The sequence below is a fragment of the Blastococcus sp. SYSU DS0828 genome (genome assembly GCF_054050975.1).
In genome coordinates this window covers 259,888-282,366 of the sequence record NZ_JBJHAK010000001.1, presented here as the reverse complement: position 1 = coordinate 282,366, position 22,479 = coordinate 259,888, and the positions used below count along the sequence as shown (strand labels likewise).

The window sequence follows — 22,479 nt, the reverse complement described above, 5'->3', positions numbered from 1 at the left end:
TAGGGTTGGCCGACATGCCGACCAGCTCACCGGGACAGCCCGCCGGGACGATCCGTGACCTGGGTCTGCCGACGCGCGCGGTCAGCGCGCTGACCCGGGCGGGGATCACCGACGTCGAGGCGCTCGCCGCGCTCACCCGGCGGGAGCTCAGCGAGGTCGCCGGCCTCGGACCGGGCCTGGTCGCGTCGATCCGCGCCGTCGTCCCCGAGCCGCCGGCCCAGCTGCCGGGCGCCGGCGCGGCGGTGGGCGGGCCGGCCGGTGGGCAGCCGACCGATGACGAGCCGTCCGAGGAGGACGGTCCGGTGGCGCCGGCCATCCCGTCGTTCGACTCGCTCCGGGCCCCACGACGCCGGTCGGCGGTCGACCTGCTCCTCACCGAGACGCCGGCGCCGGCCCCGCCGGTCGCCGCGGCCCGGGTGGTGACGGACGACCGGCCGTCTCCCGGCCGGCCAGGGGCGGGTGCCACCGTCCGTCCGCCCGACTACGCCGACCTGCTGCGGCTGGGCGTGCACGTCGCCCGGGCCGTCCTGGCCACGCCCGTCCGCTGTCTGCGCCGGCTGCTCGGCTAGGCGCCTCCCGGACGGGCGGGTCGGCGGGGGCGGTGGTCGGTTCGAGGGCGCCGCGGGGGATCAGGGCGTCGTGCCCGCGGCTCGAAGGATCTGCAGCCAGGCGATCGGGGCCTCGCCGGCGACGTCGTGACCCGTGGTCAGCTCGTGTCGGACCGCGTGCGGCAGGGCGGCCTGGAGGTCTGCGGAATGTGCGGGGTCGACCAGCCGGTCGCGCGTGGGGACGACGAGCGTGACCGGAAGACGGCGTGCGGCCAACCGGGGCAGGTCGGCGGTGACGTCGACGCGACCGACCAGCTCGACCTGCGCGCGTGCGCCGGCCGGTAGGTGCTCGGTGACGTCCCGGGCCAGCTGGGCGGTGGCGTCCCGGCCGAGGGCGTGGAGCGCGGCATCCCCGGGGAACAGGGCCTCGACGAACCAGCCGGCGCCGACGGGGTCCTGCTCGAGCAGCCGCTGCCACAGCCGGCTGGTCGCCGCGAGCGACGGGCGGGCGGCAGCGAAGCCGGCGGTCAGAACCAGCGCGGTGCCCCGACCCTCGTGGCCACTCGACGCGAGATCGACGCGCGGATCGCCTGTTTGCAGGACAACAGCGCCGCCCTCGGCCGCTACCTGCAGGCGGCGGGGGTGGACGCCGGGCGCTGACCTTGCTCGACGTCGTGGGTCCGTCGTGATGGCGGCCTGTCGCGACGAGCACCCCCTGCTCCATCGTCGCGTCGCGTCGCGTCGCGCCGGCCGCCGTCCTCGCGCGATCCCGCACCGGGGACATGCGTCGGGGCCGTCCGGCGGATCGGTCGGCTCCGTCGGCGACACTGCGGGCGTGCAGCGGATCCTGCTCCGGCGCCGCGAGTCCGCGGTGGAGATGACGGAGCTCGTCGACGACGGGTCGACGGGGTCGGTCACCCGCGTCGCGGCCGGGGGGCTGCCCGCCGTCGTGGCACAGCGGGAGGCCGCTGCCGCACCCGTCCGCTGGGTGTGGGACGACACCACCCGCTGGTACCCCGCGCTGCTGGCGGCGGGAGTCCGCGTCGAGCGCTGCACCGACCTGCGGCTCGGCCACGCGATCCTGCGGCGGTCCCCGTTCGCGGCCCAGGAGCTGCTCGCCGGGGACGACACCCCTGGGTGGGACGTGCTGCAGCCCGGCCAGCCGGCGGAGTCCGCCCTCTTCCCGCTGGCCGACCCGGCGGACCGGCTCGACCCCCTGGCCGAGCAGCGGCGCCAGCAGGCGGCCCTGGCCGCCTCACCGCACGGCGACCGGCTCGCGCTGCTGCTCGCGGCGGAGTCCGCCGGCGCCCTGGTGGCCGCCGAGATGACGCACACCGGCCTGCCGTGGCGGGCGGACGTGCACGAGCGCCTGCTCACCGACCTGCTCGGCCCGCGCCCGGGAACCGGTGGGCGCCCCGCGGTGCTCGAGCGGCTGCTGGGCGAGATCCGCGCGGCGCTGGGGACCCCGTCGCTCAACCCCGATTCGCCGGCCGAGCTGCTGCGGGCACTCCAGCAGGCCGGCCTCCCGGTGGCCGACACCCGCTCGTGGACCCTCGAGCAGCTCGAGCACCCGTGCGTCCCCCCCGCTGCTCGAGTACAAGAAGCTGATGCGGCTGCTCACGGCCAACGGCTGGAGCTGGCTGGAGGCCTGGGTGCAGGGAGGGCGGTTCCGCTCGGCCTTCCTGCCGGGTGGGGTGGTCACGGGTCGGTGGGCGTCCAACGGCGGGGGTGCACTCTCGGTGCCCACGCTGATCCGCCCCGCGGCGGTCGCGGACGACGGCTGGCGATTCGTCGTCGCCGACGTGGCCCAGCTGGAGCCCCGGGTGCTCGCCGGGATGAGCGCGGACACCGCGATGGCCGAGGCGGCGCGGGCCTCGGACCTCTACGCGGGCATGGTCGCCGGTGGCGCGGTGGCGACCCGGGCGGAGGCCAAGCTGGGCATCCTCGGGGCCATGTACGGCGGCACCCGCGGGGAGAGCGGCCGCATGATGCCCCGGCTCGCCCGCCGCTACCCGCGCGCCATCGGCCTGGTCGAGGAGTCCGCCCGGGCCGGCGAACGCGGCGAGGTGGTGCACACGCTGCTGGGCCGGGGGTCGCCGTCGCCCAGCGCGGCCTGGGCGCAGCGGGCGGACGGGCTCGGCGAGGCCGCGGAGCAGGCCGGTTCCCGGGAGGACCGTGACCGCGCCCGCCGCGCCTGGGGCCGGTTCACCCGCAACTTCGTCGTCCAGGGCACCGGAGCGGAGTGGGCGCTGTGCTGGCTGGCCGACCTCCGCAACCGGCTCTGGCGGCTGGGCGGCGACGGGCCGCTGGGGACCCGGGCGCACCTGGCGTTCTTCCTCCACGACGAGGTGGTCGTGCACACCCCCGAGCACCTGGCCGGCGACGTGGTCGAGGCGGTGCGCGCCGCGGCCACCACGGCCGGGCGGCTGCTGTTCGGCGCCTTCCCGGTGGACTTCCCGCTGGACGTCGCCGTCGTCCGGTCCTGGGCCGACGCCGGCTGAACGGACTGCCGTACACCACCGACGGGGCCGGCACGGTGGCGCGACACGCGTCACGATCTGCGGAAGTGACCGCTCCCGCATTGTCACGACTGCATAACGACGGTTACCGTGGCGGAGCCCGGTCGATCGTTCTCTCCCCATCCGGGGAGGGTCTGCCGGGCGCCGCCGAGTCGCCCGCCGCCTTCGAGCTGCGGGCGAGCCGGGGACCCACCGAAGTTCTGGGGTGAATCGCGCACCGGGCACGTCCCGGTGCGGGTAGGGCTGCTTCCCGTCCGAATCCGTCAGCTAACCCGGTAGGCGGCACGACGGAAGAAACGGAGAGCCGCCGCATGGCGCGCCCCTGCACCGCCGCACCATCCCGCGCCCGCCGGCACCGCCGCCCCCCGGTGCGTCCCCGGACCTGACCGCACGCGCACCCGGCGTCCCGCCGGTCGCCCCCACCAGCGATGACCGCCGGCCGAGCCGCCGGTGCCCGGTGGCCCCGCGACCCGGCGCCGGTCCGCAGCCCGCATCCCTCGCGGTCCGCCTCGCCCGGCCGACCCCGCCGCACCAACGGAGCACCCCGAACCCATGGATCCCCGCACCACCACCTCGGGCCGTCGTGGCCCGCTCGCCCTCCGCCGTCGCCCGCCCTCGGGCCTCCGCCGTCCGGCGTTCTACCTCGGGGTCGCCGCCGCCGGTGCCCTCCTGGTCAACACCCTCGTCGGCGTGGACCCGGGCGCCCAGGCCGAGGCCGGCACCTCGCAGTCGGTGAGCGTCGCCCAGGAGCTCGGGCTCACCTCCCGCTCCGGCCCGGTCGACGTCGCCGAGGACCTCGCCCCGCTGCAGGACCTGGCGGCCAGCCGCAGCAGCCGCGAGGCCGAGCAGGTCGCGGCCCAGCAGGCCCAGGCCGCGGCCGACCAGGCCGAGCTCGACCGGCAGAAGGCCGAGGCGGAGGCCACCGCCCGCGCCGAGGCCGAGGCGAAGGCTGCCGAGGAGAAGGCAGCGGAGGAGGCCGCAGCCGCCGAGCGGGCGGCCGCGGCCCCCGCCGCGGCGACGCCCACACAGGAGGCCCGGGCCGCCGCCACCACCGCCGCCTCGGTGGCGGCCACGGCGGTCGCCCGCATCTCCAACACCGCGGGCAGCGTGAAGCCGCAGACCCAGGCCGCGGCCGACGCGGTGGTCAGCAACGTGCCCGGCGCCGCGGGGATCACCCTCGGCGGCACCCGGGCCAGCGCCGCCGACCCGGGCGGGCACCCCTCGGGCCTGGCGCTGGACTACATGGTGATGTCCGACGCCGCCCTCGGGGACGCGATCGTCGCCTACCACCGCGCCCACTGGGCCGAGCTGGGCGTGGACTACCTGATCTGGCAGCAGCGGATGCTCTCGTCCCCGGGCGGCTCGTGGCAGGCGATGGAGAACCGGGGCAGCGCGACGGCCAACCACTTCGACCACGTGCACGTGAACTACAACTGACCCCACCGCCCCGCGGCCGTGCCTAGGTGAGCCGGCGGACCACGGACAGCGGCAGCACCCGCATGGCCAGCCCGATGGGCACCCACGGCCACGCGGGGACGTAGGCCGTGGCCCGCCGGGCCTCGATGGCGGCCACCATGGCGCGGACGCCCGTCGGGGTGTCCACCATGAACCGGGTTCGCTGCTGCACGTGCTGGTTCATCTCCGACCGGATGTAGCCGGGGTAGATCACCGACACGTCCAGGCCGGGGATCCGCTCGGCCCGCAGCCCCTCGGCGAGGGACGCGACCCCGGCCTTGGTGGCGGCGTAGGTGGTCATCGACCGGCGCATGCCGCGCAGCGCCGACATCGAGGAGATCAGCACGAGGTGCCCGCGGCCCTGGCGGCGGAAGATCTCCAGCGCCGCCTCGGTCTGCGCCAGCGCGCCGACGAAGTTCGTCATCGCCGTCTCGCGGTTGGCCTCGGCCCGGCCGGTGCCCGGGGGCGCGCCCTTGCCGAGGCCGGCGTTCACGACCACCCGGTCGATCGAGCCGAACGCCGCGGCGAACGCGGTGAAGACCGTGGGCACGGCCTGGGCGTCGGTGACGTCGAGCGCCGCGGTCTCCACCCGCCGGCCGGTGGCCGAGCGGATCTCCGCTGCGAGGGCGTCCAGCCGATCGGTGCGCCGGGCGCAGAGCGCCAGGTCGTGGCCGCGGGCGGCGAACTGCCGGGCCATCTCCTCGCCCAGGCCGGAACTCGCGCCGGTGATGAGGACGACGCCGGTGTTCATGGGTGCTCCTGTCGATCGGTGCGGCGGGCCGCTGCGACCGGCCGGCACGCACGGTACGAGAGCCCGCAGGCGGATCCGCGGCCGGCACCGCGGCGGCGCGTGGGGCCGGCCGGGTTCCACCTCGTCGGCTCCGCCGGGGTTCAGACCCCCTCCGGGCGGGCACACCTGCAGGACGTACGAGTACGGGGGAGCGCGGAGGCGCCCTCTCGGCACCGACACGAGGGGACTCGGGAGTGACCACGGCCGGAACCAGCCGACGGTGCCTGGACGGCCGCTACCAGCTGCAGCAGCTCATCGCCGTCGGCGGGATGGGTGAGGTCTGGCGGGCGCGCGACCTGCAGCTCCACCGGTCCGTGGCGGTCAAGGTGCTGCGCAGCGAGTACGCCGACGACCCGGAGTTCGTGGCGCGCTTCCGCTCCGAGGCCCGGCACGCGGCGGCGTTGAGCCACCCCAACATCGCCGCGGTCCTCGACTACGGGGAGACGACCGCCGAGGACACCGGCGAGCGGCTGGCCTACCTGGTGATGGAGCTCGTGGAGGGGCCTCCGCTGTCGGCCCGGCTGGCCGAGGTGGGATCGCTGGACACCGCCGCCGCGCTCTCGCTGCTGCGGCAGGCGGCGGCCGGGCTGGCCGAGGCCCATCGGGCCGGCGTGGTCCACCGTGACGTCAAGCCGGCCAACATCCTGCTCGGCCGGGACGGCACGGTGAAGCTGACCGATTTCGGGATCTCGTGGTCGGCGGGGAGCGCGCCGATCACGGGCACCGGGCAGGTGGTCGGCACCGCCCAGTACATGTCGCCCGAACAGGCCCGGGGCGAGCACGTCAGCCCGGCGAGCGACGTCTACGCCCTCGGTCTGGTCGGCTACGAGTCGCTGGCCGGCCAGGCCGCCTTCGACGGCGACAACCCGGTCACGGTCGCGCTCAAGCAGGTGCAGGAGCACCCCGAGCCCCTTCCCGCCGAGCTGCCGCCCGGCGTGCGCGCCCTGATCGACGCCGCCCTGGTCAAGGACCCGGCGCAGCGGCCGCGGGACGGCGGCGCCTTCCTGTCGGCCATCGAGGAGGCGATCCACCGACCGGCGGGGACCGCACCGGGTCGCCGGCCGCTGGTCACGCGCCCGGTGCGGGCGGCGCGCCCCCCGTCCCGGGGCACCCGGGCGGCGCCCGGGAGGGCCGGCCGCCGTCCGGCCCTGGCCGTCGCGACGCCGCTGGCGGCGTTCCTCCTGCTCGGGGGCGGTGCCCTGTGGATCATCCCGGATCCCGGTGGGGACGCGGGCGCCGGCCGGTCCGCCGGCGCCGTCTCGACCCCCTCGGCAGCCGCGGGCGTCGTGCTGGCGCCGGCGGAGTACCTCGGCCGCCCGGCCGCCGAGGTGGCCGCTGAACTCGGCGCGCTCGGGCTGACGGTGCGGCAGGAGGAGGACGTGACCGCGGAGCAGGCCCCGGGCACGGTGACCCGCCTCGAGCCGGCCGCCGGCATGCTGCTCCCCGGCGACGAGGTGCGTCTCGGTGTCGCTGTCCGGCCGGGTGTGACGGTTCCGGAGGTGGCGCCGTCGACCGGTGGGGGTGCCATCCCGGTGGGACGCCCCCAGCCCGTGGCACCTGCCCCGGAGGTGCCGGTCGCCGAGGAGCCGGTGCCGAGCGGCGCGTCAACCCGCGGCCCGGCGGAGGAGAGCGCGGATCCGGCGACGGGCACGCCCACGACGCCCCCCGCCGGGGATGCCGCCGGCCCGAGCACCCCGCCGCAGGACGGGGAGGTCATCGCCGGGCCGAGCAGCCCGCCCGACGGTGACGGGGGCACGACCGAGCCGATCACCCCGCCGGAGGACAACGGGGACACCGAGCCCAGCACCCCGCCGGAGGACGACGGGGACGCCGAGCCCAGCACCCCGCCGGAGGACGACGGGGACGCCGAGCCCAGCACCCCGCCGGAGGACGACGGGGACACCGAGCCCAGCACCCCGCCGGAGGACGACGGGGACACCGGGTCCACCACCCCGCCGGAGGACGACGGGGACGCCGGTGAGCAGACCGCCGCCCCGGAGGACGAGGACGACGACGCCCCCGCCACGGCGACGGAGCCGGCCGGCGACGAGGTGGCGCCCGCCGCCCGGATCTGACTGACCGGCACCGGCACCGGCCGGTCGGCCGGCCGTCAGAGCAGCCGGTCGAGGTCGTCCGGCCCGGGACCGGTGCCGCCGGAGTCGGGCAGGGGAGAGGTGTCGGGGACGTCGTCGTCGGGAGGCTCGGGGGCCACCGGCCCCTCGGCGTACAGGGTGTCCGGGTCCCGGGGGTCCATCTCTCGTGGCACGGATCGCGACTACCCGGCGCGGCCGGGGTGAACCCGTCGCGACGGGGCCGGCGGTTCCGGTCCCATGCTCAGGTCCCGCAGAAGGTGCGGTAGGCGCCGAAGTCCTGCGGGGCGGGCTCCGCGTAGCGCTCCAGCCCCGGCCGCTCGTCGAAGGGGGCGGTCACCACGGACAGGAGCCGCTCCAGCGGCGCCAGGTCGCCGTCGGTCGCCGCGTCCAGGGCCTCCTCGACGAGGTGGTTGCGCGGGATGTACGCCGGGTTGACGCCGTCCATGGCCGCGGCGTCGGGGGCGAGCGCCCGCCAGCGCCCCAGCCAGTCGTCGATGCCGGCGAGGTCGAGGAACAGCAGCCGGACGCGCTCGACGTCCCCCCGCGCCGCCGACCCCAGCCCGCGGAAGAACGCCGTGAGGTCGACGTGGTCCCGGGCGAGCAAGGCCAGCAGCTCCTCGGCCAACGGCCGCACGACGGTGTCCTCGACGTCGTCGGGCAGGCCCAGCTTGGCGCGCATCCCGGCGGTCCAGGCGGTCTGGTACAGCGGGGCGAAGCGGCCCAGCGACTCGACGGCGAGGGCGACGGCCCGGTCCTGGTCGTCGGACAGCAGCGGCAGCAGCGCCTCGGCCAGCCGGGCCAGGTTCCACTGGGCGGCCGCGGGCTGGTTGCCGTAGGCGTAGCGCCCGCTGTGGTCGATGGAGCTGTAGACGGTGGCCGGGTCGTAGGCGTCGAGGAAGGCGCACGGGCCGTAGTCGATGGTCTCGCCCGAGATGGTCGTGTTGTCGGTGTTCATCACGCCGTGCACGAAGCCGACCAGCATCCACTGGGCGACCAGCTCGGCCTGGGCGGCGACCACCGCGTCGAACAGGGCGAGGTGCGGGTGCTCGGCGCCGGCTGCGTCGGGGTGGTGACGGTCGATGGCGTGGTCGGCGAGGCGGCGCAGCAGCTCGACGTCGCCCAGGACGGTGGCGTACTGGAAGCTGCCCACCCGCAGGTGGCTGCTCGCGACGCGGGCGAGCACGGCGCCGGGCAGCAGGGTCTCGCGGCGCACCGGGCGGCCCGTCGCCACCACGGCCAGGGCGCGCGTCGTCGGGATGCCGAGGGCGTGCATCGCCTCGCTGACCACGTACTCGCGCAGCATCGGGCTCACCGCGGCCAGGCCGTCGCCGCCGCGGGCGAACGGCGTGCGGCCGGAGCCCTTCAGGTGCAGGTCGCGCAGCGCTCCGTCGGGGCCGGTGAGCTCACCGAGCAGGAGTGCGCGTCCGTCGCCCAGGCGGGGGGTGAACCCGCCGAACTGGTGCCCGGCGTAGCCCTGCGCCACCGGTGTGGCGCCGTCGGGGACCAGGTTGCCGACCAGCAGGCGCACGCCCTCGGCGCTGCGCAGCGATGCGGCGTCCAGACCCAGCTCCGCGGCGAGCGGCTCGTTGAGCACCAGCAGCCGCGGGTCGGGAGCCTCCTCGGCCCGCCAGGGGACCGCCAGTTCCGGGAAGTCCCGTGCGAAGCGGTCGTCCAGGGCAACGGTGCGTACCGGCGCGGAGGTCACCCCTCCGAGGGTACGAGGATCACCGGCGGGCGGCCGGGGACGATCAGGCGCTGATGGTGTCGCGGCGCTGCAGGCGCACCCGGCGGCGCTCCCGCTCGGAGAGGCCGCCCCAGATGCCGAACCGCTCGTCGTTGGCGAGCGCGAACTCCAGGCACTCGGCCCGCACCGGGCAGCCGGTGCAGACGCGCTTGGCGTCCCGGGTCGACCCGCCCTTCTCGGGGAAGAACGCCTCCGGGTCGGTCTCGGCGCAGAGCGCATCGAGCCGCCACGCGTCGTCGGCCGCCGGCAGGGCCGGCCAGGCCGGGGCGTCGTCGATCGGCGCGAGGTGTTCGGTGGCCGAGCCGGGGACCAGGGTGAGGACGGGGCGGGAGAAGGAAGACACGGGGGAAGCTCCTCGAACGGTGGCCGGTGGCAGGCGCGGTGACGGACCGGTACGGCCTGCTTGCTACCTGTGACGTTACGGAGGAGGCGTCGCGTCGGCACTGGCAGAATCCGTACGAAACCGTCTCGTCCGTTTGGCCAGTTGTGTCCTGTCGCCGTCGCCGACCCGTGTCGCGCAGCGGGATACGCGGGCGCTGCCTAGCCTCCGGGGGTGGCCGGACAGCATGCCCTGATCCCACTCCTGGCGGCCGAGGACGAGCTCGTCACGGACGCGATCACGTGGCAGGAGGCCACCGCGGCCCTGCTGGCGCTGGTCCTCGGCATCGCCCTGGCCGCCGTCGTCCGCCGGGTGCTGGTCCGCGCGATCGACCGCGAGGGCGATCGTCACATCGGCCGCGTCGTCGGCCGGTTCGCGAGCGTCCTGATCGCCGCGGCGGGGGCCGTCTACGCGCTGGGCCTCATCGGCGTGCAGATCGGACCGCTGCTGGGGGCGCTGGGCGTGGGCGGTATCGCGATCGCCTTCGCCGCCCAGGACATCCTGCAGAACTTCATCGCCGGGGTGCTCCTCCAGGTCCGGCACCCCTTCCGCGTGGGCGACCAGATCGGCAGCGGTGACCACGAGGGCGTGGTCGACGACGTCAACCTGCGCACGACGGTCCTGCGCACCTACGACGGGCTGGTCGTTTACCTGCCCAACGCCGAGGTGCTGAAGAACCCGATCATCAACTACACCCAGACGCCGGTGAGCCGCACCTCGCTCACCGTGGGGCTGCCCTACGACGCCGACCTGGAGCGGGCCCGGCAGGTGCTGCTGCGGGCGTGCCGCGACACCGACGAGGTGCAGGCCAGCCCGCCGCCCGAGGTCTGGGTGGAGGAGTTCGCGGACTCCTCGATCAACGTCGCCGTGCGCTACTGGCACCCGGCCGACATCGCGAGCCGCTGGCGGGTGCGCAGCGCCGTCGCCATCTCGCTGAAGGCGGCGCTGGACGCGGCCGGGATCTCCATCCCCTTCCCGCAGCGGGTGCTGTGGTTCCCCGAGGGCACCGGGGCGGAGCAGCCGGCGGGGGAGGGGGGCGGGCGGCCCGGCTGATCAGCTCCGGCGAGACCTGCCCCGGGGACCGCCCTGTCGCCCGCCGAGCGTGCGGCCGGCCGCGCGACCGGCGGTCCGGCGGCCGCCCGTGCTCGGCCGGCGGTCCCGCTCGCCGCCGCCGCGACCCGCGGGGGCGCTGCAGGGCCGGCAGGTGGTGAACCACGGCGCGATCGCGCTGCCGCACTCCACGCACTTCCCGGACCGGCCCAGCGCGATGGCGTCGGGGAGCAGCTCGGTGATCATCTCGGCGCACTCCTCCTCGACCCACGCGGCGTCCTCGCTGTCCAGGCCGGCGACGCCGGGGAACTGGCGGAGCAGGGTCTGGGCGTCCCGGGCAGCCGCGGCGGCCTGCTCGTACTCCTCGACGGTGCCGCCGCGGGGGACGTCCGGCAGCACGGTCTCGGGCGGGACAGGCAGCCCCACGGCGTGCTGCAGCGCCGCCTTGGCGAGCACCAGCCAGCGGGTGCGGCGCGGCGGGTTGTAGTCGATGGCGAGGTTGACCAGCCGCCAGACGGTGGTCAGGTCGCCGGCCGCGCCCAGCGGACCGCGCAGGAGCGGCAGCAGGGCGTGTACCCGCAGGACGAGGCTGGTGACGTCGTCGGCGGTCATCGCCTCGTCGCGGGTCGCCGCCCGCGCCCAGGCCATCCACCGGGTCAGTGCCTCCGGGAGGTCGACCGCCTCGAAGGCGCCGAGGTCCTCGAGCTCGGGCCGCAGCCGGGGCGCGCGCTTGGGCAGGTCGCTCATCTCGTCGCCGCGGGCCACGGCGGCTCCGGCGCCGACCAGCGAGGCGATCGGCTTGAGCCCGCTCACCCCGATGAGGATGCCGACGGCGCCGTGGCCGGTCAGGCCGTAGCGCCCGGCCCGCCCGGCGATCTGGGCGGCCTCCCAGGTGCGCAGCGGCCGCATCTCCTGGCCGTCGAACTTGGTCGTCTCGGCGAACAGCACGGTCGTGGCCGGCACGTTGATGCCGTGGCCGATGACGTCGGTGGTGACGAGCACGTCGAGCTCGCCGCTGGTGAACCGCTCGATGACCTCCCGCCGGGTGGCCGGCGGGAGCGCGCCGTAGAGGACGCCCACCTTGCCGGGCCGGTGCTGGTCGAGCTCCGCGGCGACGGCGTAGACGGCCTTGCGGGAGAACGCGACGACGAGGGTCTGCGGGCGCACGTTCGCCGGTCGCACCGGCGCGCGGAGCACGTCCAGCCGGGAGAGCCGCTTGTGGTTGACGACCTCGACGTGCTCGGCGTCGGAGACCAGCGGCTTGAGCACCAGGTAGGCCTCGGCAGCGGAGATCAGGTGCATCTCGCGGTACTCGCCGGTGAGCAGGAGCCGCGCCCAGTGGTGGCCGCGGTCGGGGTCGGTGACCCAGTGGGCCTCGTCGAGCACCAGCATCTCGCCGCGGTCGGGCGCCTTCTCCACCGTGCAGCAGACGATGGGCGCGAACGGGTCGATCTCCTCCTCGCCCGTCGACAGGCCCACGGTGCCCTCGGGCAGCTGGGCCGAGAGCTTGGCGTAGGCCTCGTGGGCGAGCTGGCGCAGCGGGGCGGCGTAGACGCCGGAGCCGGTGGCGGCCAGCGCCTGCAGGGACTCGTAGGTCTTGCCCGAGTTGGTCGGGCCGAGGTGGAAGACGACGTTCTCGGGGCGGGTCGCGCGGGCCGGCAGCTCGGGCGCGGCTCCCTCGACCCAGCTCTGCTGGGCGCGCTTCTCCTCGCGGGCGGCCGCTCGGTCGGTCTCGCGCGCCGCGGCCTGGCGGCCGGCGGAGCGTTCCCGGCGGCGCACGGTGGCGGGCTGGGCGTGGGTGTCAGGCAAACGTGGTCCTTCGTGTGTGAAAAGTCTGGGTCGTGTGCCTCACGGAGGCGCACCGTCATCCACACCCAACACCCACGGTCACCGATCCATGCCCGGGGGTCGACCAGTGGCGTGGCGAGGAGGCGGCGCCGGCGGTCGCCGCCGCGACGGAGGGCCCGGACGGGGAACGGCCCGCCTGCGGTGCAGGCGGGCCGTTCGAGGACCGGAGCGATGGGCTCAGCGCGGGGCTGCGCCGACCGACTCCCGGTCCTGCGGAGGCGCCGACTTCTCCAGCGCTGACCCCTCGACGTCGAGCACCGGCAGCCAGCGCAGCCACCGCGGCAGCCACCAGGCCCGCTCGCCCAGCAGCGCCAGCGCCGCGGGGACGAGCACCATGCGGACGACGAAGGCGTCGAACAGGATGCCCGCGGCCAGGGCGAAGGCGATCGACTTGATGGTCGCCTCGCCCGCCGGCACGAACCCGGCGAAGACCGAGAACATGATCAGTGCGGCGGCGACGACGACTGGCGCGGCCTGGCGGAACCCGGTGCGGATCGCCTGCAGGGGTGCCACGCCGTGGGCGTGCGCCTCGTGCATCCGGGACACCAGGAAGATCTGGTAGTCCATCGCCAGCCCGAACAGGATGCCGATCACCAGGATCGGCGTGAGGCTGATCAGCGGCCCGGTGGTGTCGAGGTTGACCGCGGCGGCGAGCCAGCCCCACTGGAACACCGCCACGGTGGCGCCGAGCGAGGCGCCGATGGTCAGCACGAAGCCGAGCACGCCGACCAGCGGCACCAGCAGCGAGCGGAACACCAGCACGAGGAGCACCAGTGCCAGGCCCACCACGAGGGCGAGGTAGACCGGCAGGGCCTCGTCGAGGCTCTGGGCGACGTCCACGCTGACCGCCGTCTGCCCGGTGACCGACGCCTGCACGCCGTCGAGGTCGGCGAACTCGGCGCGCAGGTCGGCCACGAGCTGCTCGGTCGCCGGGTCGGTGGGGCCGGACTCGGGGATGACGGTCAGCAGGGCGGCGCTGCCGTCGGCGTTCGGCACCGGCGGCGTCACCAGCGCGACGTCGTCGAGCGTGGAGATCGTGCCGCTGACCTGCGCGGCGGACTCCGCGGCCCCGGCGCCCTCGAACAGCACGGTGATCGGCCCGTTGAAGCCCTCGCCGAAACCGTCGGCGAGCAGCTGCTGGGCGCGCGCCTGGGTGCTGTCGGCCGGGGGTGTCTGCACCAGCGTGGTCTGCATCGAGAAGAACGGCACGGCGATCGCGCCCAGCAGGACGACCGCGAGCAGCAGCGAGGGGATGCGGTGGCGGGTCACGGTGTCCGCCCACCCGGCGAGCAGCCCCCGCCGGTGCGAGGTCGCGAGGCCCCCCGCGCCCTCCTGCGCGGCCGACCGCTGCGCGCGCGGCAGGGCGCGGTACCCCAGGTAGCTCAGCGCGGCCGGTACCAGGGTCAGCGCGATCAGGACGGCGACGACGATGGTCAGCGCCGCCGCCACGCCCATCTGCGTGAGGAACGGGATGCCGACGACGGCCAGGCCGGTCAGCGCGATGACGACGGTGAGCCCCGCGGTCACCACCGCGGAGCCGGCGGTGCCGACGGCGGTCGCGATCGCGGTGCCCACGTCGGCGCCGGCCCGCAGCTCCTGCCGGTGGCGGCTGACGATGAAGAGCGCGTAGTCGATGCCGACGGCCAGCCCCAGCATGGCGGCGAGGGTCGGGGTGGTCGAGGAGAGGTCGGTGAAGCCGGTGGCGATGGTGATGCCCAGGACCCCGATGCCGACGCCCACGAGGGCGGTCAGCAGGTTGAGGCCGGCGAGGACGAGCGAGCCGTAGGTGACGGCGAGGACGACCAGCGCGACGACGACGCCGATGGCCTCGGCGGGGCCGCCGACGTGCGGCGCCTCCTGGGTGGCCTCCCCGGAGACCTCGACGGTGAAGCCGCCCTCCCGCGCGCCGTCGACCGCCTCGAGCAGCGCCTCCTGCTGCCCGGGGGTGACCTCGCCCGGCGCCGCGTCGTAGGTGACGGTGCTGTAGGCGGTGTTCTGCTGCTGGTTGACCGCCGGCGCCGCCGGGTCCAGCGGGTTCGTGGCGTCGACCACGCCGGGCAGCTCGGCGAGCTCGGCGACGAGCTCCCCGACGACCGGCGCGTTCTCGGGCGTCGTGAGGGTCTCGCCCTCCGGCGCCTGCACGACCACGCGGGCGGTCGCGCCCTCACCGCCGGCGCCGAACTCCTCGCCGATCCGCTCGAGGGCGTTGGTCGACTCCTGCCCGGGGATGGAGAAGGAGCTCGTCGTCTCGCCGGCGAGGGTCGCGGCGCCCGCGCCGCCGGCGACGAGGACCACCAGCCAGACCAGGATCACCGGGAGACGGCGGCGGTGCGCGAACGCGCCGAGCCGGGACAACAAGACAGCCATGGGGATCAGGCCTCCACCTGGTCGGTAGCGGGAGGAGCGGCGCCGGCCCCGTGGTGGCCGAGCGCGTCGAAGCAGGTGGCGACGACGAGGGGCCGCCACGCGGTGGTGCCGTCGTGCTGCCGGGCCGTCAGGGTGAGCACGGCCAGCGCGGTGAGCGCGCCGACGACCCGGATGGCCCGTTCGGACCCGAGCGCGCCGGGGGTGACGCCGAAGGCCTCCAGAGCCGCCGCGACGGCGGTCTCGACCTCGGGCCCGGCGTCCTCGGTGCCCCCCTGGGTCAGCGGGGCGAGGAGCAGCGCGACCAACCCGGGGTGGGCCAGCGCGATGTCGACGAGCACGTCCAGCGCCAGCCGGTCGCGTGCCGGGCCCGGCGGCAGGTCGACCACCTGGTCGAGCACCCGCTGGCCGAGCGCGCCGGCCTGGGCCAGCACGGCCGCGTGGAGCGCTTCCTTGCTGGGGAAGTGGTGCAGCAGCCCGGCCTTGGACAACCCGACGGCGTCCGCGACGTCCTGGACCGACGTCTTGGCGAAGCCGCGCCGCGCGAAGAGGGCGGCGGCGTGGTCGAGGATGCCCTCGTCCACCTGCTGCCGGAACGGTCGCGCCACGAAATGCAGGTTACGCGCGACCGACCGGATCGGTAGGTGTACCGACCACTTCGGTCGGTGGTGTCCGTCACGCCGGCCGGGCGCGACCGGTACCGGGGTCAGCGCCCCGGGTGCTCGGCGAGGACGGCGGTGACCATCCGGTGGTCGTCCAGCTGGGGGAGCCCGGAGACGGCGACGACACCCACCGGGCCGACGTCCCGCACCAGCAGCGGGAAGGCGCCGCCGTGCGCGGCGTAGTGCTGCGGGTCGAGCCCGAACTCCGCCTCGAAGGTGGTGCCGCGCTCGATGCTGGCCTGCCGGACGTAGAGCGAGCTGTGCCCGAACCGGTGCACCACCCGGGACTTCCGCTCGATCCAGTGGGCGTTGTCGGGGGTCGCCCCGGGCAGTGCGACCGAGAAGAGCCGGTGGCCGTTGCGGGTGATCTCGACGGCGACGGGGGCGGCATCGCGCCTCGCGGCGGCCACCAGTGCGCAGCCGAGCACCCACGCGTCCTCGTTGGTGAAGGAGGTGAGCTGCAGGCGCTCCTCCTCCGCGGCGAGCTCGGCGAGCGTGGGGAAGGACTCGGACATGCCCTCTTCCTACGGGGGATCCGCCGCGGTCGCGAGTGCGCAGGCGGGTCGTGGGTAGCCGCCGGCGAGGGAGGGGTGCACCGATGTCGGTCGTCGCGCGGTTCGACGCGTTCCAGGTCCGGCATCGCGTGGTGGGCTTCCCGCTCGCGGTGGCCTACAAGTTCGCCGACGACCGCGGCCCGCACCTCGCCGCGCTGATCACCTACTACGGCGTCGTCTCCCTGTTCCCGCTGCTGCTGGTGCTCACCTCCGTGCTGGGCTTCCTCCTGCAGGACGACCCCGCGCTCCAGCAGCGGATCCTCGAGTCCGCGCTGTCGGACTTCCCGCTGCTGGGCCCCGCGCTGGTGGAGAACATCGGCACCTTCCGGGGGAGCGGCGTGGCGCTGGTCATCGGCATCCTCGGCAGTCTCTACGGGGGGCTCGGCGTCATGCAGGCGGCCCAGGCGGCCCTCAACCGCATCTACGCCGTGCCGCGCTTCGCCCAGCCGAACCCCCTGCTGTCCCGGCTGCGCAGCCTGCTGCTCGTCGTGGCGCTCGGCCTGGCCGCGGTGGCGTCGACCGCGCTGACCGCCTTCGTGTCGACCTTCTCCGGCACGCTGGCGGGCCTGGCGATCAACGTCGGGATCTTCCTGGTGGTCTACCAGGTGCTCACCGCCCGCCGCTTGGCCTGGCGGACCGTCGCCGTCGGTGCCGTCGTCGCCGCGGTCCTCTGGGAGCTGCTGCACGTTCTCGGCACCTACTACTTCGGCACGTACGTGACGCGCTCCACCGACGTCTACGGCGTCTTCGGCGTCATCCTCGGGCTGGTCGTCTGGATCTACCTGCAGGCGCTCGTCGTCGTGCTGGCCGCGGAGATCAACGTCGTCCGGCACCGGCGGCTCTACCCCCGCTCCCTGCTGACCCCGTTCACCGACGACGTGGAGCTCACCGCGGCCGACGTCCGGGCCTACACCGGTTACGCGCGCAGCGAGCGGTACAAGGGCTTCCAGCGCGTGCAGGCCTCGTTCCGGAAGGGCGCCCGGCCCCGGCCGGCCGACGCGGAGGGCTTTCCCGGCGACGTCGCGCAGGACCACGCGGGGGCCTCCGTCGAGCGCGCACCGGAGCGCGGTCAGCGGTAGACGACGTCTACGCTCCGGAAGGCGCCCAACGCGTGGTCGGCGACGAAGTGCTCGTGGTCCCGGCGCACCCGGGCGGCCGCCTCCTCGGCGAACCGCAGGATGTCGTCGACGAACAGGTCCCGGTTGCCGATCGCGTCCAGGATGGCGGGCTCCACGTCGTAGTCGACGTTGCCGGTCTCGTCGGACATCGCGTGGGTGTGCGCCAGCACCCGGCCGCAGATCTCCGCGTACTGCTTCCACTCGCCGGTCGAGAGCGAGCCGAGGCTGATGTCGTCGCGGAACGGTGCCCGCTCGCGCACCATGAAGCTCCGGCCGTCGATGTCGACGCTGCCGTAGAAGACGTCCCCGCTGACCAGGTGCACCCGCTGGGCGTGCCGGATGCGGTCGCCCTCGCCGTCCACCTCGTATCCCGACGGCGGCACCAGCCCGGACAGGGCCGAGCGGCGGGCGCGCTTGAATTCCAGGAGGAGGTCGTCGGTCCCGTCGTCGCGCACCCCGGCGACGAGCACGTAGTACCGGGTCAGGCCCAGCGAGGCGGTGCCGGCGCCGCGTCGCTCGGCGACGTCCTTGACCCGCACCGCGCCGGCCCGCTCGGGCACCGCCACCTCGTTCTCGGCCACGTAGCGGTCGACGAGCTCCTGGAACTCCTGCCGGCGGCTGCTGACCGGCACCAGTTCCTCGCCGGTCCGGAAGCCGCTCCGGGTCTCGTCCAGCAGACCGGCCAGCCAGTCGGCGCGGCTGGTCTCCAGCGTGCCGGCGATCAGCCGCCGGATCAGGGGCGGCGCGTTGTCGAGCCGGAGCTGCTCGGTCTGCTCCCGGCCGTCGGCGGCGTAGGAGGCGATGCCGGCCGCGTAGCCGCGCACGAACCGTTTCGCGATGGCCCGCTGCTTCTTCCGGCCGGAGCCGGACTTCTCGGCCGCGCCCAGCAGGAAGCCGACGGCGCCCCGCTTGAGGTCCCAGGTGAACGGCGCGTAGTAGGCGTCGTCGAAGTCGTTGACGCCGAAGATCGGCACGTTGTCCGAGCTGGGCATCACGCCGAAGTTGCCCGGGTGGACGTCACCGAGCGCGAGCACCGTGGGCAGCCGGGCGTCCTCGCCGACCAGGTCCCGGTAGAAGAGCAGGTTCGTGCCGCGGAAGAAGTGGAAGACCGAGCCGGCGAGCTTGTCGAACTTCGCCCGCGCCTCCAGGTCCCCGTTCGCGATGCGGGTCTCGTGGTCCTCCCGCACGGTCTCCCGCACGTGCACCCGGCGGTCGTTGCCGGTCAGCATGCGGGGGATCAGCACCATCTCGCCGGCCGCCCGCGCCTCGGCGAGCCGGCGGAACGCGTCGACCCGGGAGCTGATCTGCTGCCGGCCCGCGCCGGGCTGCTCGGTCTCGTGCAGCGGCTCCGGCTGCTCCCGCTGCCGCAGCTCGGCGACCAACTGCTCCTTGGCCATCCGGCTGCGGCCGGGGATCCCGTGCTCCCGGGCCAGGCGCAGGAGTTCGTGGCGAGAGGCGGCGCTGAGCTGAGTGGGGGAGTCCATGGTCCTCGGCTACCCGTCGGCGCCCCGACCAGGCACGACGGTTGTGTGACAGCCGCCGCCACGTCCCCGTCCCGGGACGGGGACGCCGGACCGCCTGGCGCGCCGGGCTCCGCGGGTGTCCCATGGGTTCCTGCGCAGCGATGACGCCCGAGGAGCTTCCATGCCGCGTCCGCGTACCACCCTCCTGGCCCTGACCGCGCTCGCCGGCGGCGCCCTCGTGGCGGGCGGCCCCGCGAGCGCCGCCCCGCACGACGCTCCGGGCGGGGCGCCCCCGGAGAAGCGCGCGCTGGCCGTGGGCACCGGGGGCGCGGTCGCCACGGTCGACCCCGACGCGACCCGGGTGGGGCTGGACGTCCTGGCCGCCGGTGGCAACGCTGCGGATGCGGCGGTGGCCACGGCCGCCGCGCTGGGCGTCACGGAGCCGTACTCGGCGGGCATCGGTGGGGGCGGCTTCTTCGTCTACTACGACGCCGCAACCGGAGAGGTCACCACGATCGACGGCCGGGAGACCGCACCGCTGGCCATGGGCGCGGACGCCTTCCTCGACGAGGCGGGCGACCCGATCCCGTTCGCCGAGGCAGTCTCGAGCGGTCTGTCGGTGGGCACGCCGGGCACCCCGGCCACCTGGGTGACGGCGCTGGAGGAGTTCGGCACCTGGTCGCTGGCCGACGCGCTCGGCGGTGCGACCCGGCTGGCCGACGAGGGCTTCGTCGTCGACGAGACGTTCCGGCAGCAGACGGCGGACAACGAGGAGAGGTTCCGCATGTTCGCGCCGACCGCCGAGCTCTTCCTCCCCGGCGGCGCCCTGCCCGAGGTGGGATCGGTGTTCCGCAACCCCGACCTGGCCGACACCTACCGGCTGCTGGCCGGCAAGGGGGTGGACCCGCTCTACACGGGGGAGCTGGCCGAGGAGATCGTGGCGACGGTGCAGGACCCGCCCGAGGCGGAGGGGGCCGCGGAGGTCCGGCCGGGTCTGCTGGAGGCCGTGGACCTGGCGCTGTACGAGGCGCCGCTCCGGGAGCCGACCCGGGTCGGCTACCGGGGACTCGAGGTCTACGGCATGGCCCCGCCGTCCAGCGGCGGCTCGACCGTCGGTGAGGCGCTGAACATCCTGGAGCCCTTCCCGCTCGCCTCGCTGCCCGAGGTGCCGGTGCTGCACGCCTACCTGGAGGCGAGCGCGCTGGCGTTCGCCGACCGGAACGCCTACGTCGGTGACCCGGCGTACAACCAGGTGCCGCTGGCCGAGCTCCTCTCGGACCGGTTCGCCACGGAGCGAGCCTGCGCCATCGCGCCGGATGCGGTGCTGGCGAAGCCGACCCCCGCGGGCGACCCGGACGGCGAGTACGCCCCCTGCCCGGCCGGCGAGGGGCCGACGGTGGAGGAGGGTGCGGAGGGTCCGTCCACGACCCACCTCACGGTCGGCGACGCCGCCGGCAACATCGCCAGCTACACGCTGACCATCGAGCAGACCGGGGGCAGCGGGATCACGGTGCCTGGCCGCGGGTTCCTGCTGAACAACGAGCTGACCGACTTCACGTTCGCCGCCGCCGACCCCACCCGGCCCGAGCCGAACCTGCCCGCCCCGGGGAAGCGCCCGCGCAGCAGCATGGCGCCGACGATCGTCCTGCACGACGGCGAGCCGGTCCTGGCCCTCGGCTCGCCGGGCGGCAGCACGATCATCACGACCGTCCTGCAGACGCTGGTGAACCGCATCGACCGCAACATGGACCTGGCGGAGGCGATCGCCGCCCCGCGCGCCAGCCAGCGCAACACGGCCGCGGTCAGCGCGGAGCCGGCGTTCGTCGACGCGTACGGCGAGCCGCTCACCGCCCTCGGGCACGAGTTCACCGTCGTGGAGGAGCTCGGCGCGGCCACGGGCATCGAGTACCTGCCGGGCGGCCTGCTGCTGGCCGCCGCGGAGATGGAGCGCCGCGGCGGCGGGAGCGCCGGGGTGGTGCACCCTGTCGTCGGCGGCCCGGAGGCGCCGGGCGCGGCGGAGCTCGCCCCGCCGCTCGGGGGCTGACGGTCAGCGACCGACGGCGTCCTCGGCCTCGATCGCGGCGTTCCACTGGCGCTTGCCCGACTGCCAGGCGTCCTCGGTGTCTCCGCGCCGCCAGTAGCCGGAGATCGACGTCCACTCCGGGTCGAGCCCGCGCTCGGCCCGCAGGTGGCGCCGCAGGTCGCGGACGGCGTACGCCTCGCCGTGCACGAACACGTGCCCGTTCCCCGGCGGGAGCTGGGTGGCCTCGACCGCCTGGACCAGGGCCACACCGGGCAGCGCGTCGCCCCGGTGCAGCCAGCGCAGGTCGACGGTGGGGGAGAGAGCCAGGTCGGTCTGCTCCTCCTCGGGCCCGGCCACCTCCACGAACACCAGCGCCCGTGCGCCGGCCGGCAGCCGGTCGAGGGACGCGGCGATGGCGGGGAGCGCGGCCTCGTCACCGGCGAGGAGGTGCCAGTCGGCGTCCGGCCGGGGCGCGTAGGCGCCGCCCGGTCCCATGAACTGGATCCGGTCGCCGGGCCGGGCCGCGGCGGCCCAGGGGCCGGCGAGCCCCTCGTCGCCGTGGTGGACGAAGTCGATGGTCAGCTCTCCGGCGGCGGCGTCCCACGTGCGCACCGTGTAGGTGCGGGTGACCGGCCACTGGTCGGCGGGCAGCTCGGCACGCACCTGCTCGACGTCGTAGGGGACCGCGTAGGAGGCGTCCGCGGGCGGGAAGAGCAGCTTGACGTAGCGGTCGGTGAACTCGCCGTCGGGAAAGCCGGCCAGGCCCTCGCCGCCGAGCACGACGCGGACCATGTGCGGGGTGAGCCACGAGGTCCGGACCACCTCGCCGATCCGGGGGATCCGTCTGCGGGGCGGTCGTCCGTCGCCGTTCCGTGGCTCGCTCATCACGACTGGCGACGGTACAGAGGGGACCCTAACCCGATCCGAGCACCCGGTTAGGGTGCCCTGCGTGGAGACCGTGGCTGCCGACGACGCACGCCGAGCGGCGGGGCCGACGGTCCTCGACGTCCTGGCTCTGGAGGAGATCGACCGCGACCTGTACCGCAGCACCCTGCTGTTCAGCGACCCCTTCCCGCTGTACGGCGGGCAGGTGGCCGCGCAGGCGCTGTACGCCGCCGGGCGCACGGTCGCCGCCGACCGCCTCCCGCACTCGCTGCACGGCTACTTCCTGCGCAGCGGTGACGCCGCCCGCCCGACGATCTTCCGCGTGGACCGGGACCGCGACGGCGGCTCGTTCTCGGCCCGGCGGGTGGTCGCCCTCCAGGGCGGCGAGGTCGTGTTCAGCATGTCGGCCTCGTTCGCGGTGCCCGGTCCCGGCCCGGACCAGCAGGTGCAGCCGACCCCCGCCGTCGAGGCGCCGGACGGACTGCCGGTCTTCGAGCTGCCCCGGGTGTTCTCCATGGAGAGCCGCCGGCCCCCGCAGCCCTACCCGGACGCGCACTGGCCGACCCGCTTCTGGGCGCGGGCCACCGTGCCGCTGCCGGCCGACCACCTGGTGCACGCCTGCGTGCTGACCTACCTCTCCGACATCGGGACCGGGCTGTCGGCGCTGCCCGACGACGAGGCCGCCCCCGGCCCGAGCCTGGACCACGCCGTCTGGTTCCACCGCCACGCGCCGCTGGACGACTGGGTGCTCATGGACATGGTGCCGCGCACCGTGTCCGGGGGGCGGGGCTGGTACACCGGATCGATCACCACGGCCGGCGGTGTGCTCGGCGCGAGCTTCACCCAGGAGACGCTGTTCCGGCCCGGCCGGAACCCCTTCCGCCCCGGGCGGTGACCGGCAGGCGCGCCGCGCCGACGGCTCGCAGTCACCCCGCGCGTCGGCGGGCGGTCGTCGAGACGTCATGACGTATGGTCGGGTCAACC

21 protein-coding genes and 1 riboswitch are annotated in these 22,479 nt (G+C 75.4%); of the genes, 10 read left to right on the top strand and 11 right to left on the bottom strand.

The genetic code is table 11. From position 1 onward, the window contains the following. Positions 1-14: 14 nt before the first annotated feature. The 3 genes from ACI79Q_RS01325 (at position 15) to ACI79Q_RS01315 (ending at position 1,208) form a co-directional block, all read left to right on the top strand. Positions 15-569: a DNA-directed RNA polymerase subunit alpha C-terminal domain-containing protein gene (locus tag ACI79Q_RS01325; RefSeq protein ID WP_456613985.1), complete on the top strand. Its 555-nt coding sequence runs from the start codon at positions 15-17 to the stop codon at positions 567-569. Positions 570-713: 144 nt separating this feature from the next. Further along, positions 714-893, top strand: coding sequence for a hypothetical protein (locus ACI79Q_RS01320; RefSeq protein WP_456612070.1), 180 nt, complete (start codon positions 714-716; stop codon positions 891-893). Next, on the top strand, positions 894-1,208 hold the full coding sequence (locus tag ACI79Q_RS01315) for a hypothetical protein (RefSeq protein WP_456613984.1): 315 nt from the start codon (positions 894-896) through the stop codon (positions 1,206-1,208). Positions 1,209-1,803: 595 nt separating this feature from the next. On the opposite strand, the gene ACI79Q_RS01310 is transcribed toward ACI79Q_RS01315, so the two are convergent. Then, positions 1,804-2,169: a hypothetical protein gene (locus ACI79Q_RS01310; RefSeq protein ID WP_456613983.1), complete on the bottom strand. Its 366-nt coding sequence runs from the start codon at positions 2,167-2,169 to the stop codon at positions 1,804-1,806. Between ACI79Q_RS01310 and ACI79Q_RS01305 the strand changes: the two genes are divergently transcribed. Both ACI79Q_RS01305 and ACI79Q_RS01300 read left to right on the top strand, forming a co-directional pair. Further along, the gene (locus ACI79Q_RS01305; protein ID WP_456613982.1) at positions 2,156-3,049 is read left to right on the top strand and encodes a bifunctional 3'-5' exonuclease/DNA polymerase; all 894 of its coding nucleotides are present in this window, start codon (positions 2,156-2,158) and stop codon (positions 3,047-3,049) included. The two genes, ACI79Q_RS01310 and ACI79Q_RS01305, sit on opposite strands and share 14 nt — an antisense overlap. Positions 3,050-3,217: 168 nt before the next feature. Further along, positions 3,218-3,365: riboswitch (cyclic di-AMP (ydaO/yuaA leader) on the top strand. A 254-nt stretch (positions 3,366-3,619) separates the two neighbouring features. Then, the gene (locus ACI79Q_RS01300; RefSeq protein WP_456588294.1) at positions 3,620-4,504 is read left to right on the top strand and encodes a hypothetical protein; all 885 of its coding nucleotides are present in this window, start codon (positions 3,620-3,622) and stop codon (positions 4,502-4,504) included. Positions 4,505-4,526: 22 nt separating this feature from the next. Here the strand turns inward: ACI79Q_RS01300 and ACI79Q_RS01295 are convergent, their stop codons facing one another. Then, positions 4,527-5,273: an SDR family oxidoreductase gene (locus ACI79Q_RS01295; protein WP_456613981.1), complete on the bottom strand. Its 747-nt coding sequence runs from the start codon at positions 5,271-5,273 to the stop codon at positions 4,527-4,529. Positions 5,274-5,506: 233 nt separating this feature from the next. Here ACI79Q_RS01295 and ACI79Q_RS01290 point away from each other — a divergent pair, with 233 nt between their 5' ends. Further along, on the top strand, positions 5,507-7,387 hold the full coding sequence (locus tag ACI79Q_RS01290) for a protein kinase domain-containing protein (RefSeq protein ID WP_456613980.1): 1,881 nt from the start codon (positions 5,507-5,509) through the stop codon (positions 7,385-7,387). Between the two features lie 35 nt (positions 7,388-7,422). On the opposite strand, the gene ACI79Q_RS01285 is transcribed toward ACI79Q_RS01290, so the two are convergent. The 3 genes from ACI79Q_RS01285 to ACI79Q_RS01275 all read right to left on the bottom strand — a co-directional run bounded on the left by ACI79Q_RS01285 (position 7,423) and on the right by ACI79Q_RS01275 (position 9,492). Then, positions 7,423-7,578 carry a hypothetical protein gene (locus tag ACI79Q_RS01285; RefSeq protein ID WP_456588291.1) on the bottom strand — a complete coding sequence of 52 codons (156 nt, stop codon included), beginning with the start codon at positions 7,576-7,578 and terminating at the stop codon, positions 7,423-7,425. Between the two features lie 68 nt (positions 7,579-7,646). Further along, on the bottom strand, positions 7,647-9,110 hold the full coding sequence (locus ACI79Q_RS01280; protein ID WP_456613979.1) for a protein adenylyltransferase SelO: 1,464 nt from the start codon (positions 9,108-9,110) through the stop codon (positions 7,647-7,649). Positions 9,111-9,153: 43 nt separating this feature from the next. Continuing rightward, a complete protein-coding gene (locus tag ACI79Q_RS01275) occupies positions 9,154-9,492 on the bottom strand; it encodes a WhiB family transcriptional regulator (RefSeq protein WP_456595491.1) in 339 nt (112 codons plus the stop codon). A 210-nt stretch (positions 9,493-9,702) separates the two neighbouring features. Between ACI79Q_RS01275 and ACI79Q_RS01270 the strand changes: the two genes are divergently transcribed. Continuing rightward, the gene (locus tag ACI79Q_RS01270) at positions 9,703-10,581 is read left to right on the top strand and encodes a mechanosensitive ion channel family protein (RefSeq protein WP_456600184.1); all 879 of its coding nucleotides are present in this window, start codon (positions 9,703-9,705) and stop codon (positions 10,579-10,581) included. On the opposite strand, the gene ACI79Q_RS01265 is transcribed toward ACI79Q_RS01270, so the two are convergent. The 4 genes from ACI79Q_RS01265 to ACI79Q_RS01250 all read right to left on the bottom strand — a co-directional run bounded on the left by ACI79Q_RS01265 (position 10,582) and on the right by ACI79Q_RS01250 (position 15,967). Further along, positions 10,582-12,387: a helicase-related protein gene (locus ACI79Q_RS01265; protein WP_456595493.1), complete on the bottom strand. Its 1,806-nt coding sequence runs from the start codon at positions 12,385-12,387 to the stop codon at positions 10,582-10,584. Between the two features lie 216 nt (positions 12,388-12,603). Beyond that, positions 12,604-14,793, bottom strand: a complete 2,190-nt coding sequence (locus tag ACI79Q_RS01260) for an MMPL family transporter (RefSeq protein WP_456613978.1) — start codon at positions 14,791-14,793, stop codon at positions 12,604-12,606. A 5-nt stretch (positions 14,794-14,798) separates the two neighbouring features. Beyond that, positions 14,799-15,398 (bottom strand): TetR/AcrR family transcriptional regulator, encoded by a 600-nt coding sequence (locus ACI79Q_RS01255; protein ID WP_456588285.1) that lies wholly within the window; start codon positions 15,396-15,398, stop codon positions 14,799-14,801. Between the two features lie 98 nt (positions 15,399-15,496). Beyond that, positions 15,497-15,967, bottom strand: a complete 471-nt coding sequence (locus tag ACI79Q_RS01250; protein ID WP_456588284.1) for a heme-degrading domain-containing protein — start codon at positions 15,965-15,967, stop codon at positions 15,497-15,499. 83 nt (positions 15,968-16,050) lie between these two features. Here ACI79Q_RS01250 and ACI79Q_RS01245 point away from each other — a divergent pair, with 83 nt between their 5' ends. Next, positions 16,051-17,085 (top strand): YihY/virulence factor BrkB family protein, encoded by a 1,035-nt coding sequence (locus ACI79Q_RS01245; protein ID WP_456613977.1) that lies wholly within the window; start codon positions 16,051-16,053, stop codon positions 17,083-17,085. Here the strand turns inward: ACI79Q_RS01245 and ACI79Q_RS01240 are convergent. After that, positions 17,076-18,608, bottom strand: coding sequence for a DUF2252 family protein (locus ACI79Q_RS01240; protein ID WP_456613976.1), 1,533 nt, complete (start codon positions 18,606-18,608; stop codon positions 17,076-17,078). The two genes, ACI79Q_RS01245 and ACI79Q_RS01240, sit on opposite strands and share 10 nt — an antisense overlap. Positions 18,609-18,768: 160 nt before the next feature. Here ACI79Q_RS01240 and ggt point away from each other — a divergent pair, with 160 nt between their 5' ends. Continuing rightward, positions 18,769-20,631, top strand: coding sequence for a gamma-glutamyltransferase (ggt, locus tag ACI79Q_RS01235; RefSeq protein WP_456613975.1), 1,863 nt, complete (start codon positions 18,769-18,771; stop codon positions 20,629-20,631). Between the two features lie 3 nt (positions 20,632-20,634). On the opposite strand, the gene ACI79Q_RS01230 is transcribed toward ggt, so the two are convergent. After that, positions 20,635-21,495 carry a siderophore-interacting protein gene (locus ACI79Q_RS01230; RefSeq protein WP_456613974.1) on the bottom strand — a complete coding sequence of 287 codons (861 nt, stop codon included), beginning with the start codon at positions 21,493-21,495 and terminating at the stop codon, positions 20,635-20,637. Positions 21,496-21,559: 64 nt separating this feature from the next. Between ACI79Q_RS01230 and ACI79Q_RS01225 the strand changes: the two genes are divergently transcribed. Continuing rightward, positions 21,560-22,390 (top strand): acyl-CoA thioesterase, encoded by an 831-nt coding sequence (locus tag ACI79Q_RS01225; protein WP_456588279.1) that lies wholly within the window; start codon positions 21,560-21,562, stop codon positions 22,388-22,390. Positions 22,391-22,479: the final 89 nt, after the last annotated feature.